The sequence below is a fragment of the Tsukamurella spumae genome, assembly GCF_012396015.1.
Classification (GTDB): Bacteria; Actinomycetota; Actinomycetes; order Mycobacteriales; family Mycobacteriaceae; genus Tsukamurella; species Tsukamurella spumae.
In genome coordinates, this window is record NZ_JAAXOQ010000002.1 from 155,335 (window position 1) to 170,101 (window position 14,767).

Sequence of the window (14,767 nt, forward strand, 5' to 3'; positions counted from 1 at the left end):
AGCATCCCGTCTGTGGGGTGCTACGACGTGAACTGCGCAGTTACGGGTGTGAGCCTGACCTACACCGAGGCCGCGATGGTGATCCTCAGTCGCGCGCCGGGTGGCGTGTACCGACCGGCGGCGCTGCCGATGATCGGCGGCTACGACTATTACGGTGGCATCACTCCCGACGACAGCCGGAACACCGAGATCATTGCGGCCGGAATAGCGCAGGCGACGAAGTCCGGGAGGTACTGGACGGACGACGGCTGGCCGCCCGACGGCTGGGATCCTTCGATTCATCAGGTCATCGGCAACCTGGTTCGAAACATGTCTGATTGGCTGGGGCTCTACGAAGGGGCCGAGCCCACTTCGGGTTCCGGGACCACGTTCGACGGCATTCCCCTGGTCTTCGCGCTCATCGCGCGCCCTGTATGGGATGCGATCGTCGCTGAGTGTGCTGTCGAAGTCGACGTCGACCGCGCTTTCATCGATGTCTTCGGCGATGAGCCGTTGCCGCGTGCGCTGTACGGCTCCGGGGGTTCGGCGCCGAGGTCCGAGCTGATCGCGCTTGCCGCGGTGGACCGCTTCCTGACTGCGCGCGGTATGCGCTGGCAGTCGCATGCGGACGGGCTCGCCGCAGTCGGCTTCGGTGGGCAGCACACCCACGGGGAGATGCTCGCCTGGCTGAGCGACGCCCGGACCCGGTTCGCGGGCGATCGAGTGATGCTTGCCGGAATCGAGGCCTACGCAGCGGTTCTGACCGCCAGGATCGCCGAGCTCGAGGACGGCGGTCCGCCGGCCGCTGCTGAGCCGCTCGATGCGCCGACGGCGCCGGGTACGACGAGCCCGCACGGAGACCTTCGGCCGACCGCGTCGGTGACGTGCGGGGTCCACCAACTCGAGGGACTCACCGCGTGGATGCCCACCTGGGCCGTTGAGACGGATCTCAACGCGCCCGATGGTGCCGTTCAGGCCAGTCGCGCGGGGCTGACTGTTCGGGTCACAGGGGTCTATCTCGTCACCGCACAGATGCCGTGGGAGGGAGCGCGCGGTGGAGAGGGCCTGATGTGCAAGGTGTACGCCGAGGGCATGCAAATCCTGGAAGCGACCGACATAGCCATGACGTGGGAGAACGTCAGCGTCATCTCGGGCCTCGTTCCGCTTACCGCTGGCCAGCGGATCAGCCTGAGCCTCATCCACTCCGGGTCTGGTGCAATTGCCGTCGGTGGACCGATTCAGGGAGGGGTGCAGGCACGCCTGGCCATGGCAAGGATGGCGTAGCGCCGACGACGAGCTCGCTTAGAGCTCCACGTACTTCATGTCGTAGCTCTGCCGTTCCGTGGCCGCCGCGGTGGCGGGGTGCACGGCGACGAGGGAATCCTTGCGCGCCGCGCACTCGCGGGCCAGGGTCTCGTAGGCGCGCTCGCCGAGCAGCTCGGTCAGCTCCGGTGCGTAGCTCTGCCAGACCTGCTGGGCTCCGACGTGCGCCTCGGGCGAGCCGGAGCAGTACCACTGCAGGTCGAGTCCGCCTGCGCCCCAACCCCGCCGGTCGTATTCGCCGATCGTGGTGCGCAGGATCTGCTCGCCGTCCGGCCGCTCGACCCACTCCTGGGTGCGCCGCACCGGAAGTTGCCAGCAGACATCGGGTTTGACGGTGAGCGGCTCAACCCCGGTGCGCAGCGCCATCGCGTGCAGGGCGCAGCCCTCCCCGCCCGCGAACCCGGGCCGGTTGAGGAAGATGCAGGCCCCGTCGTACCGGCGCGTGCGGATCGCGGGCTCGTCGTCGAGGTCGTCGTCCTCGAGGTATCCCTTCTTGCCCAGGCCCTTCGACCGGAACTGCCAATCGGTGTCCGTGAGCTTCGCGACGGCCTTCTTCAGCCGCTTCTTGTCGTCCTTGTCGGAGAGGAAGGCGCCGTGGCTGCAGCAGCCGTCGTTCTCGCGGCCCGGCTCGATCCCGTGGCACGAGCTGGTGCCGAACACGCACGTCCAGTGGGAGAGCAGCCACGTCAGGTCCGCAGCGATCAGGTGCTGCGGATCGGCGGGATCGGTGAACTCCAGCCACTCGCGCGGGAAGTCCAGCGGTACTTCCGGAACGGGCCGCCGCACGCCGGGCATGGGAAGGTCGGTCACGGTGCCCACGGTAGTCGGGTCTAGATTGGCGTCGTGAGATTGGGAGTACTCGACATCGGGTCCAATACGGTGCACCTGCTGGTGGTCGATGCGCACTGGGGCGCGCATCCGACTCCGATGAGCTCGACCAAGGCCACGCTGCGGCTGGCCGAGAAGATCGAGCCGAGCGGCCGCCTGAGCCAGGTCGGCGAGGACGCACTGGTCTCGTCCGTCGCCGAGTTCACCAACATCGCCACGAGTTCGGGCTGCGCGCAGGTGATGGCCTTCGCCACCTCCGCGGTGCGCGACGCCAGCAACACCGACAGCGTCCTCTCCCACGTCAAGGCGGAGACGGGCGTCGACGTCGAGGTGCTCTCCGGCGCCGACGAGTCGCGCCTGACCGCGTTGGCGGTGCGCCGCTGGTACGGCTGGAGCGTCGGCCGGGTGCTCAACATCGACATCGGCGGCGGTTCGCTGGAGATGAGCAACGGTGTCGACGAGGAGCCCGATGTCGCGCTGTCGCTGCCGCTGGGCGCGGGCCGGGTCACCCGCGAGTGGCTGCCCGAGGACCCGCCGGGCCGCCGCCGGGTGAGCATGCTGCGCGACTGGCTCGACGCCGAGATCGCCCCCGGCGCGGAGCGCCTGCTCGCGGCGGGGGTGCCGGACATGGTCGCGGGCACGTCGAAGACGATGCGCACGCTCGCCCGCCTGACGGGGGCCGCGCCCTCCTCCGCCGGACCGCGGATCAAGCGCACCCTCACCGCGAGCAGCCTGCGCCAGCTCATCGGATTCATCAGCCGGATGACGGCGGCCGACCGGAAGGAGCTCGAGGGGCTCAGTTCCGATCGCGCGGGGCAGATCGTGGCCGGCGCGCTGGTGGCCGAGGCGGCGATGCGGGCGCTGAAGGTCGAGGCGCTGGACATCTGCCCGTGGGCGTTGCGCGAGGGCGTGATCCTCCGATATCTCGATACGCAGGCGGGTTTCACGCCGGAACACAGCGGTAAAGTCCAGTAAATGCTGTGCGTAAGATGGTAGATCGCCGCGCGCGCCGTCACGGTCGCGGTGCGGTGAAGAAGTAGAATCTGCGAGAGACCACATTGGCGTGTGTGGCGGTTGTGACAACACCGGCGTACGCGCGGCCCACGGGGCCGACGAACCACAGGACGGTGACGTGCATGAGCGAGGAGCGAAGGATTTCGTTGGCGGAGCTGCTCGCCAGGGATGGCGGCACCCCACCGGCGTCGGGCGGTCGCCGTCGGCGCCACCGCGGCGGCGAGAACTCGGTCACCGTCGCCGAGCTGACCGGGGAGATCCCCGTCGTCCGCGACGACCAGCCGGCTCCGCAGGTCGCCGAGGCGGCGCAGGCCGTGCAGTCCGACGGTGCGCCGCAGGCCGTCGACTCGTACGCCGCTGACGCGCAGGCCGTCGAAGGGGCCGCCGCGGCCCCGGCAGAGGTGGTCGCCGAGCCCGTCCAGCCCACCGAGCCCGTCCAGCCCGCGGCCCAGGCCGCGCCGAGCGAGGAGGAGCCGATCACCTCGTCGTTCCTGGCCGCGGCCGTCGGACGGGCCCGCGAGGAGGAGGCGCCAGCGGAGCCCGCGGCGCAGGACCTCGCGGACGGCGCCGAGGGCGTCGACGTCGTGCACCACACCGACGAGGGGCACGTCGAGGAGAACTTCGCGTGGTCGCGCTGGGATCAGGCCGAGGCGCCGATCATGGCGACCGCCGATTTCAACACCGCGCAGGTCCGCGAGCGGCAGGCCCGCTTCGCGGAGATCGAGACGGACGACACCGTCGACGTGGCCCCCGCGACCGACGTCCCGGAGCCCGCGGAGGCTGAGGCGGCACCGTCGGTCCCGGACACCGGACGGATGAGCGTCGCGCAGATCGACGAGGCCCGCGCCGCGCTCGACGCCGAGAGCACCCCCGACTTCCTCGCGGACTCCGCGGATCACGAGGACGACGACGAGGACGATGCCGAGAAGGCGACCGGGGCGGGACGCGGCTGGCTCGTGCTCGCGGCGGAGGTCGTGCTCGGCATCGCCGCCGGCGCCGGCCTGTTCTTCGGCTTCTTCAAGCTGTGGAACTGGGGCGGCGGTATGGCGACCATCGCGCTGACGGTCGTGCTGGCCTTCATCGTGATCATCGGCATCGTGACCTTCACGCACTTCCTGCGCAGGACCACCGACTACCTGACGTTGGGCCTGGCCCTCCTCGTGGGCCTGGTGATCACGTTCGGGCCGCTGCTCATGTCGCTCGGCGCGAGCTGAGTGATCTCGGCCACGTGAGCGGGATCGCGGTCGGCCTGTCGACCGCCTCGGTCCACCCCGAGAAGCTCGAGGACGCGTTCCGGTACGCCGCCGAGGTCGGCTACGACGGTGTCGAGCTCATGGTCTGGCACGAGACGGCGAGTCAGGACATCGCCAACGTGGCGGGGCTGTCGATGCGCTACGACATGCCGGTGCTGTCCGTTCACGCGCCCTGCCTGCTCATCAGCCAGCGGGTGTGGGGATCCGATCCCCTGGTCAAGCTCGGCCGGGCGGTCACGGCCGCGGAGGATCTCGGGGCGGACACCGTCGTCGTGCATCCGCCGTTCCGGTGGCAGCGGCGCTACGCGGAGAACTTCGTCGACCTGGTGAGCGAGCTCGAGGACGGCAGCAATGTGGCGGTCGCCGTGGAGAACATGTTTCCGCTGCGGTTCGACGTGCTCCGCCGCGGCGAGTCCGTCGAGCGGCTCAAGCGGCGCGGCAACCCGGGCACCGCGGTCTCGGCCTTCGCACCGTCGATCGACCCGACGGACGTGGGCTACACCAACTACACCCTGGACCTCTCGCACACCGCGACCGCGGGCGTCGACGCGCTCGCGCTCATGGACCGCATGGGCGAGGGCCTGCGCCACCTGCACCTCACCGACGGACTCGGCGCCGCCGTCGACGAGCACCTCGTGCCCGGTCACGGCACCCAGCCGGCCGCCGAGGTGTGCCGTCGGCTCGCCGCGTCCGGCTTCGACGGGCACGTGATCCTCGAGATCGCGACCGGCTCGGCGAAAACGACCGGCGAGCGACGTGCGATGCTCACGGAGGCGCTGGAATTCGCGCGGGAGCACCTGCGCGTCGCCCCGGCCGCCTGACTCCCCGGAACCTCCGGGGCGTCCCGGTAAGGAGCGCAGGATGGCATTGTTCGCGGACCTCGTGTCGGTCACGGCGGCCCCGGGCGGTTACACCGCCGAGATCGACCCCACCTGGTCGGTCGGCAAGAAGGTCCACGGGGGCGCGCTGCTGGCGGTGACGGCCTCGGCCGCGCAGGCCGCCTACCGCGACGGGGGCGACGGTGCCGACCCCTCCGTCGTGCCCGTGGTCGTCTCGGCCGAGTACCTCGGAGCGCCCGACCCGGGCACCGTCGAACTGCGGACCCGGGTGAGCAAGCGGGGTCGCACCACCTCGGTCGTGAACGTCGAGGCGGTGCAGGGCGACCGCGTGTACGTCCAGGCGGCGGTGACACTGGCGCAGCGCGACAGCGGCGACGAGCGCTACCGCGAGCCCAACCCGCTCGACGACATGCCGGCGACCCCGTCCGACGACGCCCTCGCCTGGGACGCCGACCATCCCGCGGCCAAGATCTTCAAGGTGGGCCGGGTCGCGGAGGTCCACTACGACGCGGCGACGCTGCCCGTGGCGGAGGGGCGCACCGGCCCCGCCGAGACCCGCGGCTGGGTGCGGTTGCGCGAGGAGCCGCTGTCGGGCCTGTTCGCCCTGCTCGCCACCGACATCTCGCTGCCCGTGGTGGCCAACCTCGGCGGCATCGGGTGGGCGCCCACGCTCACGCTGACGGCGTCGGTGCGCCGCGAGCCGGCCCCGGGTTGGCTGCGCTTCCGGGCGTCCGCGCCCGTCGTCGGGCAGCGCTGGTTCGAGGAGGATCACGTGCTGGTCGACGAGTCCGGGCAGGTCGTCGCGACCTCCCGGCAGCTGGCGATGATGCCGGTCTCGAACCCCTGAACGACCCCACGACCCTTGGAGGAGGACTTTTCATGAGTGAGAACATCGCGCTGATCGGCGGCGGGCGGATCGGGGAGGCGCTGCTGGGCGGCCTCGTCGCCGCGGGCTACGAGCCCGGATCGCTGACCGTCGTCGAGCCCCACGCGGGCCGCGCCGGCGAGCTGTCCGAGCGGTACGGCGTCCGTGCCGTCGCGGGAATCGGAGAGGCGGTCGACGGTGCCGGGCTCGTCGTGATCGCCGTCAAGCCCGACGTGGTGTCGGCGATCCTGCCGGACATCGCGGCCGGGCTGCGGGACGGCGCCGTCGTGGCCTCCGTGGCCGCCGGAGTGCCCACCGCGGCCTACGAAGCGGTGCTGCCGGCGGGGACCCCCGTCGTGCGGGTCATGCCGAACACGGCGATGCTCGTCGGCAAGTCGATGAGCGGCGTCTCCGGCGGCCGGGATGCCACGGAGGGGCACGTGGCGCTCGTCCGGTCGGTGATGGAGGCCGTCGGCGAGGTGCTGGTGGTACCGGAGTCGAAGCTCGACGCGGTGACGGCGCTGTCGGGCTCCGGGCCCGCGTACGCCTTCCTCGTCGCCGAGGCGATGATCGACGCCGGCGTGGATCTGGGGCTCACCCGGGACCAGGCCACGACCCTCGCCACGCACACCATCGCGGGCGCAGGTGCACTAATGGTTGAGACTTCTCCGTCGCCGACCGAGCTCCGGGCGGCGGTGACTTCCCCCGGCGGTACCACGGCGGCAGCGATCCGCGAACTGGAGAAAAATGGTCTCCGACCTGCGTTTTATGCGGCGACGCGGGCCTGTGCTGAGCGATCGGCCGAGCTCGGGCGCAGCACCTAGAACCTTCGGTTAGCTCACTCCCGTCGCATTATTCCCATTGGTACCGCTAAGCTGCTCGAAGCACGTGCGTGTCAGGTCCGCCGGAGGGGAAGCCGGCGGCGCGACATGTGCCGGAGGTTAGGGAATTCATGGCGTCTGCAAACAAGAACAGCAAGCCCGCCGAGATCGGTGCCGGAGCTCAGGCTCCCCAGGCAGCCGGCTCGTCGTTCCTGACGGTGGCCGAGGTCGCCACCCTCATGCGGGTGTCGAAGATGACGGTCTACCGCCTGGTGCACAACGGGGAGCTCCCCGCGGTGCGGGTGGGTCGGTCCTTCCGTGTGCATGAGAAGGCTGTGCACGACTACCTGCAGACCTCGTTCTTCGACGCGGGCTAGGCCCCGCCGAAGGGCGTCAGCGGTGATCGTGGCCCGGGCGGATTTCGCCTGGGCCACTGCGCCGGGTAAAGTAGAAGCCTGCTGCGTGGACGCGGGGGCTCTTTCCGTACCCGGCCACCGCGCACGATCATGGCAATTCGATAGAGAGACGTGAGGAACCCATGGGTTCAGTGATCAAGAAGCGCCGCAAGCGCATGTCGAAGAAGAAGCACCGCAAGCTGCTCCGCCGCACCCGGGTGCAGCGTAGGAAACTCGGCAAGTAGGCCTTCTGGTCACACTTTCATGAGAGCCCGCCCAGGACATGGGCGGGCTTTCGTGTTTCCGGTTACTCTTCAGTAATGAGTGAGTCGGCCGTCAGTGCGCCGCGCGTCGTCATGGTGACGGGCGCGTCCACCTTCGTGGGCGGCTACCTCGTGCGCCGGCTCGCCCAGCGGCCGGACATCGAGCGCGTGATCGGGGTCGACGCGGTGCCGCCGACCAAGGCGCTGCACCGGCGGATGGAGCCCGCAGAGTTCATCCGCGTCGACTACCGCAGCCACGTCTTCGGCAAGATCATGGCGACCAACGAGGTGGACACGGTGGTCCACTGCTCCACCTCGGTCACCGACAACCACTTCCCCTCGGCGTCCACGAAGGACGCGATCGTGTTCGGCTCGATGCGGGTGTTCGCGGCCTGCCAGAAGTCGGAGACGGTTAAGCGGGTCGTCATGCGCTCCTCGACCCAGGTGTACGGCTCCGGATCGCGCAACCCCGCGCTGGTCACCGAGGATCTGGTCGGCGGCGCCGCCGCGAGTGGCCACCCGCGTGACCTGCTCGACGCGGAGGCCTACGCCCGCAGCATGGCCCGCCGTCGTACCGACATCGACCTGACGGTGATGCGGCTCGCCCCCATCCTCGGCCCCAACATCGAGACCCTGCTCGGTTCGCTGTTCGAGCGGCCCGTGGTGCCCTCGATCATCGGGCGCGACGCCCGGCTGCAGCTGCTGCACCAGGACGACGCGCTGGGCGCGCTGGAGCACGCCGTGGTCGCGGGGAGGGCGGGCACGTTCAACATCGCCGGCGACGGTGCCATCTCCATGTCGCAGGCCATTCGCCTGTCGGGGCGGATGCCGCTCCCGGTGGTCAAACCCGCCTTCGGGCCGGCCGTCGCCGCTATCCGCGGCCGGGGTCGGTACACGACCGACAAGGTGCAGCTCGCCTACCTCAGCTTCGGCAACGCCTTCGACACGACGCGCATGCGGCAGGACCTCGGCTTCGCGCCGCGGTTCACCACGCGCCAGGTGATGGAAGACGTCGCCCGCCACGGCCCGGCAGAACCTACAATCGGTGTGGAGTCGATCGTGGGCGTCGAGCAGCGGGTCACGGCCCTGGCTCGACGGTTCGCGGGAATCGGCTCTTCAGGACGGCACGGCTGGACGGTAGATCAATGACCAACCCATCAGGCTCACAGCACGCGAAGGTGCTGCAGTTGCCCGTGTCCATCGACACCGCCCGCAGCGAGGGACGCGAGCGCGCGCAGCAGCGGCACCCGTCCGCCCTCACCGGCACCCCCGCCCCGTCGGCCCCGGCCCGTGAGGCCACGGTGCACGCCCTCAACCCCGACTACCTGGCCGCGGCGCAGCCCGCCGAGCCCGGCCCGGGGTGGCGCGAGCGCGCCGCGGAATCGGTGGTCGACGGTGCCGCCTTCGTCCGTGAGCGCCTCACCGGCGACTACGACATCGACCCCTTCGGTTTCGATCCGCACCTCACCGACGCCGTGTTCCTGCCGGCGTTGCGCCCGATGTACGACAAGTGGTTCCGGGTGGACTCCACGGGCACCGAGAACCTGCCCCGCGAGGGCGGTGCGCTGCTGGTGGCGAACCACTCCGGCGTGATCCCGCTGGACGGGCTGATGTCGGCCGTCGCAGTGCACGACAACCATCCGGACCAGCGCCATCTGCGGCTGCTGGCGGCGGACCTGGCGTTCGAGTACCCGTTCATCGGCGAGGTCGCGCGCAAGATGGGCGCCACCGTCGCCTGCAATGCCGACGCGGAGGCACTGCTCGCCCGCGGCGAGCTCGTGGCGGTGTGGCCCGAGGGGTTCAAGGGCATCGGCAAGCTCTACCGCGACCGGTACAAGCTGCAGCGCTTCGGCCGGGGCGGTTTCGTGACCGCCGCGATCCGCGCGCAGGTACCGATCATCCCCGTGTCCATCGTGGGCGCCGAGGAGATCTACCCGATGCTGGCGGACGTCAAGCCCGTCGCGCGTCTGCTGGGCCTGCCGTACGCGCCGATCACGCCGCTGTTCCCGTGGCTCGGACCGCTGGGCATGGTCCCGCTGCCGTCGAAGTGGCACATCGAGTTCGGCGAGCCGATCGCGACGGACCACTTCACCGAGGCCGATGCGGACGATCCCATGGTCGTCTTCGAGCTCACCGACAACGTGCGCGAGACCATCCAGCAGTCGCTGTACCGCATCCTCGCGCGCCGGAAGAACATCTTCCAGGACTTCTAGGTCCGAGGTCCGCCTCGGCAGCCCGACGGTGTCCTTCCGCTCCGGTGCGGACCGTGCCCGGGGCGGACCGCGGTCCACAGATCGGTCTTGCTTCTTCATAACGTTGCAACGTTATGAAGAAGGTGAACCGATAGCGGCAGATCCGGGAGTCGACGAACCGCATCGGGGTTTCCCGTCGATGAGCCAGAATGCAGGTGGACGGCGTGGGGGCGCCGACGGGGGTGAACATGGCTGACGATGAGCCGGTCGAATTCCGGCATCGCGACGAGCTGTTGGCGCTGGGTGCGACCGATCGGCAGATCCGCGTCTGGCAGCAGAAGAACAGAATGACCCGCGTGTGGCGCGGCGCCTACCACCTCGGTGGGCGATTGCCGCCGTGGGAGGAGTTGCGGCTCAGCGCGATCGCCGCCGCGCAGAGATCGAGCGACGCGACGGTACTCAGTCACGCGGCAGCGGCCGCGGTGCACGGGATGGCGACACTGAACTCCGATTGGAAGACAGTCGACTTCACGTGTGACGGCGTGCGCGGCGGAACGAAGCGGGGGCGCCGCAGACTGCACGTCCGGCGATTGGACGCGGAGGACGTCGTGGTGGTCGACGGGGTGACGGTGACGTCGATCGCGCGCACTGCGCTCGATCTCGCTCTGGCCGGCGACTTCGTGGCGGCGGTCTGTGCGCTGGACGCGGCGTTGCGGATGGGGGTCGTGCGGGCGGATCTGGAGGCGGCGATAGCGAGGCTGGGCCGGCGTCAGGGGATCGCGAATCTGCTTGCGGCGCTGGAGGAGGCGTCGCCGCTGTCGGAATCCGTCGGCGAGTCGCGCAGCCGAGCGCTGATGCTCAAGTGGCCCGAGATCCCGCGCCCGGAGCTGCAGCGGGAGCTCTTCAACGAAGCGGGCGCTCTCGAGGCGCGGGTCGACTTCTTGTGGGCCGAGCGCGTGGTCGGCGAGTTCGACGGCAAGGGGAAGCAGGAGGGCGGCTTCACCTCGGAGCAGCGGATCCAGCGCGACAGCCTGCTGATGAGCCGGAACCTGTACCCGACGCACTGGGACTGGGACGACTGCGAGGAACCCGACCGCCTCCGGAACAGGCTCCACGACGCCCTCGGGCCCTTCGGTCTGCTGCTCGACGGATCCTGCCGCTATCGGTCCTGACTCTGCATAACGCTGCAGCGTTATGCAGAGTCAGGACTGATCGGTGGACCGCGGTCCGCCCGGAGGACGGCTGCCGGAGGGGCGGCACCGTCGGGCTTGCGCGGGTGAGACGGCGCCCGAGCCGGAGGGTGGCACCGTCGGGCTTGCGCGGGTGAGACGGCTGCGCGACCGTCAGTCGTCGCTGAAGTGCTTGATCAGCGCGGCTGCGCCGCCGATGGCGACGCCGACGCCGATGGCGGTGGGGACGCCGATCTTGGCGGCCTTGCGGCCGGTGCGGTAGTCGCGGATCTCCCAGCCCCGAACCCGGGCGACATCACGCAGGTCGGAATCCGGGTTGATGGCGACGGCGGTGCCGACCAGGGAGAGCATCGGCACGTCGTTGTGGGAGTCGCTGTACGCGGTGCAGCGCTTGAGGTTCAGGCCCTCGCGGATCGCCAGCGACCGCACGGCGTGGGCCTTGCCGAGGCCGTGCAGGATGTCGCCGACGAGCTTGCCGGTGAAGACACCGTCCTGCGACTCGGCCACCGTGCCGAGCGCGCCCGTCAGTCCCAGCCGGTCCGCGATCGTCTGCGCCAGCTCGACCGGGGTGGCGGTGACCAGCCACACCTGTTGGCCGGCGTCGAGGTGCATCTGCGCCAGCGCGCGGGTACCGGGCCAGATCTTGTCGGCGATGATCTCGTCGTAGATCTCCTCGCCGACGGCCTTGAGCTCCTCCGTCGAGCGGCCGGCGATGAAGGACAGCGCCTTCTCGCGACCCGCGGCCACGTCCTCGCTGTTCTCCTTGCCGGTGAGCCGGAACTTGGCCTGCGCCCACACGGCCGACGCGAGGTCGGAGTAGCTGAAGTAGTTGCGTGCGGCCAGGCCACGGGCGAAGTGCACGATCGACGCGCCCTGGACCATTGTGTTGTCCACGTCGAAGAAGGCGGCGGCCGTCAGATCCGGCAGCACCGCGCCGTCCTCGCGGCCCTCCTTCTCGAGCAGGAGCGAGTGTGCGGCATCGGCGCTCGCCTCGCCCGCCGCGCTCTGCCGACGTTCGTCAGCGCTGGCCTGGTCGGACAAGGGCACCTCCCGCGTTGCGTGGTCTTGTCCAACCTTAGCGCTCGCGCCTTTGTCACACTGAGTGCATGGCTGTCATCACACTCCTCACCCGTGAGGGTTGCGGCATGTGCGCCCGTGCGCACGACGAGCTCACCGCGCTCCGCGCCGAGGTGCCCTTCGACTACGAGCAGCTGGACGTCGACGCGCCCGGCAACACCGAACTGCGCGGCGAGTACGGCGACATGCTGCCGGTGGTTCTGCTCGACGGCCGGCAGCACAGTTATTGGGAGGTGGACATCACCCGGCTGCGGGCCGATATCCTGGGCTGAAGAGCTGCACGGGCGGCACTCGGTGTCACCCGTGCGGGTGAGGTCAGGCTGGGCGCGTTTTCCCATTTCAGGGGATGCGGGGTACCGTGCCTGTACGGGAAACTACGGACTGTAGTTTCTTCCGTGAGATCTTCGAAGGAGCAGCGAGGGTGTCGGTTCTGCTGTTCGGCGCGTCGCACCGCAGCGCGCCGGTGTCGGTGCTGGAGAAACTGGCCATCACCGAGACCGATCGTCCCAAGGTGCTGGCGCAGCTCATGGAGTCGCCCCACATCGACGAGGTCATGGTGGTCACCACCTGCAACCGGATCGAGATCTACGCCGTCGTGGAGGCCTTCCACCCCGCGCTGGAGGCCGTCTCCGACGTGCTGTCCGCCCGGTCCGGCCTCTCCATCAACGAGCTCAGCAAGCACGCCTTCGTCCGCTACTCCGAGGCCGCGGTCCAGCACCTGTTCTCGGTCGCGAGCGGCCTCGACTCGATGGTCGTGGGCGAACAGCAGATCCTCGGCCAGATCCGCGGCGCGTACGCCGCGTCCGACGAGAACCAGGTCGCCGGCCGGGTCGTCCACGATCTCGCACAGCGCGCGCTGCACGTCGGCAAGCGCGTGCACACCGATACCGGCATCGACAAGGCCGGCGCGTCCGTGGTCTCCGTGGCGCTCGATCGCGCCCAGAGCGTGCTGTCCGCCCAGGGCGGCTCGCTGCGGCGCGCCGTCGTGGTCGGCGCCGGCGCCATGGGCGGTCTCGCCGTCGCGCACCTGGCTCGCGCCGGGGTCGCCGATGTCACCGTCGCCAACCGCACGGAGGACAAGGCCGCCCGCCTGGCGCAGGCGGCACTGGACGCCGGGGTCGACGGTGCGCGGTCCGTCCCGATGGAGGGCATCGTCGACGCGCTCGTCGACGCCGATGTGCTCATCGCCTGCACCGGCGCGGTCGGCAGCGTGGTGAGCCTCGCGGACGTGCACTCGGCGCTCGCGCAGCGCACCGTCGGCAGTGACCTGGTGGTCTGCGATCTCGGCCTGCCCCGCGACGTGGAACCCGCGGTCGTCGGGCTGCCGGGCGTCACCGTCATCGACATCGACGCGCTCTCGCGCGAGCCCGGCACGCAGGCCGCCGCCGAGGACGCCGAGAAAGCGCGCGGCATCGTCTCCGACGAGCTGGCCGAGTACCTCTCGGCCCAGCGTTCCGCCGAGGTCACCCCCACGGTGACGGCGCTGCGCCGTCGCGCGGCCGAGGTCGTGGAGGCCGAGCTGCTGCGCCTCGACTCACGCCTGCCGGGCCTGGAGGGCACGGACCGGGACGAGGTGGCGCAGACGGTGCGTCGCGTCGTCGACAAGCTCCTGCACGCCCCGACGGTGCGCGTCAAACAGCTCGCGGCGACGCCCGGCGGCGATTCCTACGCCGAGGCGCTGCGCGAACTCTTCGAACTCAAGCCGGGCGCCACTGGCGTCGTCTCCGCAACCGAAGGATCCGACGACCGAAGTGTCTGAAGTGGCCACGCAACCCGTCCCGAATCCCATCCGCATCGGCACCCGCGGCTCGCTGCTCGCGACCACGCAGGCCGGCACCGTGCGTGACGCTCTGATCGCGCAGGGGCACCCCGCCGAGCTGGTCATCGTGGCCACCCCCGGCGATCTGAGCTCCGATCCGGTCGAGCGGATCGGCGTGGGCGTGTTCACCTCCGCGCTGCGCGACGCCCTCGCCGCCGGTGAGGTCGACGTGGCCGTGCACTCGTACAAGGACCTGCCCACCGCGCCCGACGACCGGCTCCTGCTGGCCGCCGTGCCGACCCGGGAGGACTCCCGCGACGCCCTCGTTGCGCGCGACGGATTGGTGCTGGGTGAGCTGCCGGCGGGCTCCGTGGTGGGCACGTCCAGCCCGCGGCGGGCGACACAGCTTACTGCACTGGGTCTGGGTTTGGAAATCCGCCCCCTACGAGGCAACCTTGACTCTCGGTTACGCAAAGTAGCGGACGGTGAACTCGACGCGATCGTGGTCGCCCTCGCCGGACTCAAGCGGATCGGTCGCCAGAACGAGGTGACGGAAGCGCTCGACCCGGTGCAGATGCTGCCCGCGCCCGCTCAGGGTGCACTCGCAGTGGAGTGCCGACGCGACGATGCGGAACTGCATTCCGTGCTCTCCGGCCTGGACGATCCGGTCACGCGCGCGGCGGTCTCCGCCGAGCGCGCCCTCCTCGCCGAGCTGGAAGCCGGGTGTACCGCGCCTGTCGGTGCGATCGCGGAGGTCGTCGAGTCCCTCGACGACGACGGTCGGATCTTCGAGGAGCTGTCACTGCGGGGCGTCGCCCTCGCGGCGGACGGCTCCGACTCGGTCCGGGCCTCCGTGGTCGGTCCGGTGGGCGACGCCGACGCGTTGGGCATCGCGTTGGCACGGGAGCTGCTCGACCTGGGCGCACGCGACCTGCTCGCGTAGCACCCGCAACTACTGGGAGCCGATAC

16 protein-coding genes are annotated in these 14,767 nt (G+C 70.2%); 14 read left to right on the forward strand and 2 right to left on the reverse strand.

Annotation, left to right across the window (positions count from 1 at the left end; genetic code table 11):
• The first annotated feature begins 27 nt into the window (after window positions 1-27).
• Complete coding sequence (locus tag HF999_RS02245) at window positions 28-1,263, forward strand: hypothetical protein (RefSeq protein WP_512700778.1); 1,236 nt, start codon at window positions 28-30, stop codon at window positions 1,261-1,263.
• Window positions 1,264-1,281: 18 nt separating this feature from the next.
• Here the strand turns inward: HF999_RS02245 and HF999_RS02250 are convergent, their stop codons facing one another.
• Window positions 1,282-2,097, reverse strand: coding sequence for a DUF3109 family protein (locus HF999_RS02250; RefSeq protein WP_168544422.1), 816 nt, complete (start codon window positions 2,095-2,097; stop codon window positions 1,282-1,284).
• Between the two features lie 48 nt (window positions 2,098-2,145).
• Between HF999_RS02250 and HF999_RS02255 the strand changes: the two genes are divergently transcribed.
• The 10 genes from HF999_RS02255 to HF999_RS02300 all read left to right on the forward strand — a co-directional run bounded on the left by HF999_RS02255 (window position 2,146) and on the right by HF999_RS02300 (window position 10,944).
• On the forward strand, window positions 2,146-3,105 hold the full coding sequence (locus HF999_RS02255; RefSeq protein WP_168544315.1) for a Ppx/GppA family phosphatase: 960 nt from the start codon (window positions 2,146-2,148) through the stop codon (window positions 3,103-3,105).
• Window positions 3,106-3,266: 161 nt separating this feature from the next.
• Window positions 3,267-4,358, forward strand: coding sequence for an Rv0497 family membrane protein (locus HF999_RS02260; protein ID WP_168544316.1), 1,092 nt, complete (start codon window positions 3,267-3,269; stop codon window positions 4,356-4,358).
• Between the two features lie 14 nt (window positions 4,359-4,372).
• Entirely contained in the window at window positions 4,373-5,218 is an 846-nt protein-coding gene (locus HF999_RS02265; RefSeq protein ID WP_168544317.1) for a sugar phosphate isomerase/epimerase family protein, read from the forward strand.
• 40 nt (window positions 5,219-5,258) lie between these two features.
• Window positions 5,259-6,083: a thioesterase family protein gene (locus HF999_RS02270; protein WP_168544318.1), complete on the forward strand. Its 825-nt coding sequence runs from the start codon at window positions 5,259-5,261 to the stop codon at window positions 6,081-6,083.
• Between the two features lie 32 nt (window positions 6,084-6,115).
• Window positions 6,116-6,925, forward strand: a complete 810-nt coding sequence (proC, locus tag HF999_RS02275; RefSeq protein ID WP_168544319.1) for a pyrroline-5-carboxylate reductase — start codon at window positions 6,116-6,118, stop codon at window positions 6,923-6,925.
• Between the two features lie 128 nt (window positions 6,926-7,053).
• Window positions 7,054-7,299, forward strand: a complete 246-nt coding sequence (locus tag HF999_RS02280; RefSeq protein WP_068574228.1) for a helix-turn-helix domain-containing protein — start codon at window positions 7,054-7,056, stop codon at window positions 7,297-7,299.
• 161 nt (window positions 7,300-7,460) lie between these two features.
• Entirely contained in the window at window positions 7,461-7,562 is a 102-nt protein-coding gene (locus tag HF999_RS02285; protein WP_003402602.1) for a 30S ribosomal protein bS22, read from the forward strand.
• Between the two features lie 75 nt (window positions 7,563-7,637).
• Window positions 7,638-8,729, forward strand: a complete 1,092-nt coding sequence (locus HF999_RS02290; RefSeq protein ID WP_168544320.1) for an NAD-dependent epimerase/dehydratase family protein — start codon at window positions 7,638-7,640, stop codon at window positions 8,727-8,729.
• Window positions 8,726-9,793 (forward strand): lysophospholipid acyltransferase family protein, encoded by a 1,068-nt coding sequence (locus HF999_RS02295; RefSeq protein WP_168544321.1) that lies wholly within the window; start codon window positions 8,726-8,728, stop codon window positions 9,791-9,793. Before HF999_RS02290 ends, HF999_RS02295 begins: the two co-directional genes overlap by 4 nt.
• 227 nt (window positions 9,794-10,020) lie before the next feature.
• Complete coding sequence (locus HF999_RS02300; protein ID WP_168544322.1) at window positions 10,021-10,944, forward strand: type IV toxin-antitoxin system AbiEi family antitoxin; 924 nt, start codon at window positions 10,021-10,023, stop codon at window positions 10,942-10,944.
• A gap of 171 nt (window positions 10,945-11,115) precedes the next feature.
• Here the strand turns inward: HF999_RS02300 and HF999_RS02305 are convergent, their stop codons facing one another.
• Entirely contained in the window at window positions 11,116-12,003 is an 888-nt protein-coding gene (locus HF999_RS02305; RefSeq protein ID WP_168544423.1) for an HAD family hydrolase, read from the reverse strand.
• A 65-nt stretch (window positions 12,004-12,068) separates the two neighbouring features.
• On the opposite strand from HF999_RS02305, the gene HF999_RS02310 reads away from it, so the two are divergent.
• The 3 genes from HF999_RS02310 (at window position 12,069) to hemC (ending at window position 14,741) form a co-directional block, all read left to right on the forward strand.
• Window positions 12,069-12,311 carry a glutaredoxin family protein gene (locus HF999_RS02310; RefSeq protein WP_168544323.1) on the forward strand — a complete coding sequence of 81 codons (243 nt, stop codon included), beginning with the start codon at window positions 12,069-12,071 and terminating at the stop codon, window positions 12,309-12,311.
• A 149-nt stretch (window positions 12,312-12,460) separates the two neighbouring features.
• Window positions 12,461-13,798 carry a glutamyl-tRNA reductase gene (locus HF999_RS02315; RefSeq protein ID WP_168544324.1) on the forward strand — a complete coding sequence of 446 codons (1,338 nt, stop codon included), beginning with the start codon at window positions 12,461-12,463 and terminating at the stop codon, window positions 13,796-13,798.
• A 1-nt stretch (window position 13,799) separates the two neighbouring features.
• The gene (gene hemC / locus HF999_RS02320; RefSeq protein ID WP_312853987.1) at window positions 13,800-14,741 is read left to right on the forward strand and encodes a hydroxymethylbilane synthase; all 942 of its coding nucleotides are present in this window, start codon (window positions 13,800-13,802) and stop codon (window positions 14,739-14,741) included.
• The last annotated feature ends 26 nt before the right edge of the window (window positions 14,742-14,767 follow it).

Bases quoted from the DNA above. Each gene is read 5' to 3' on its own strand.
- HF999_RS02260 (WP_168544316.1), top strand. From the start codon at position 3,267: ATGAGCGAGGAGCGAAGGATTTCGTTGGCGGAGCTGCTCGCCAGGGAT.
- HF999_RS02290 (WP_168544320.1), top strand. From the start codon at position 7,638: ATGAGTGAGTCGGCCGTCAGTGCGCCGCGCGTCGTCATGGTGACGGGC.
- HF999_RS02310 (WP_168544323.1), top strand. From the start codon at position 12,069: ATGGCTGTCATCACACTCCTCACCCGTGAGGGTTGCGGCATGTGCGCC.
- HF999_RS02285 (WP_003402602.1), top strand. From the start codon at position 7,461: ATGGGTTCAGTGATCAAGAAGCGCCGCAAGCGCATGTCGAAGAAGAAG.
- HF999_RS02280 (WP_068574228.1), top strand. From the start codon at position 7,054: ATGGCGTCTGCAAACAAGAACAGCAAGCCCGCCGAGATCGGTGCCGGA.
- HF999_RS02250 (WP_168544422.1), bottom strand. From the start codon at position 2,097: ATGCCCGGCGTGCGGCGGCCCGTTCCGGAAGTACCGCTGGACTTCCCG.
- HF999_RS02300 (WP_168544322.1), top strand. From the start codon at position 10,021: ATGGCTGACGATGAGCCGGTCGAATTCCGGCATCGCGACGAGCTGTTG.
- proC (WP_168544319.1), top strand. From the start codon at position 6,116: ATGAGTGAGAACATCGCGCTGATCGGCGGCGGGCGGATCGGGGAGGCG.
- HF999_RS02270 (WP_168544318.1), top strand. From the start codon at position 5,259: ATGGCATTGTTCGCGGACCTCGTGTCGGTCACGGCGGCCCCGGGCGGT.
- HF999_RS02295 (WP_168544321.1), top strand. From the start codon at position 8,726: ATGACCAACCCATCAGGCTCACAGCACGCGAAGGTGCTGCAGTTGCCC.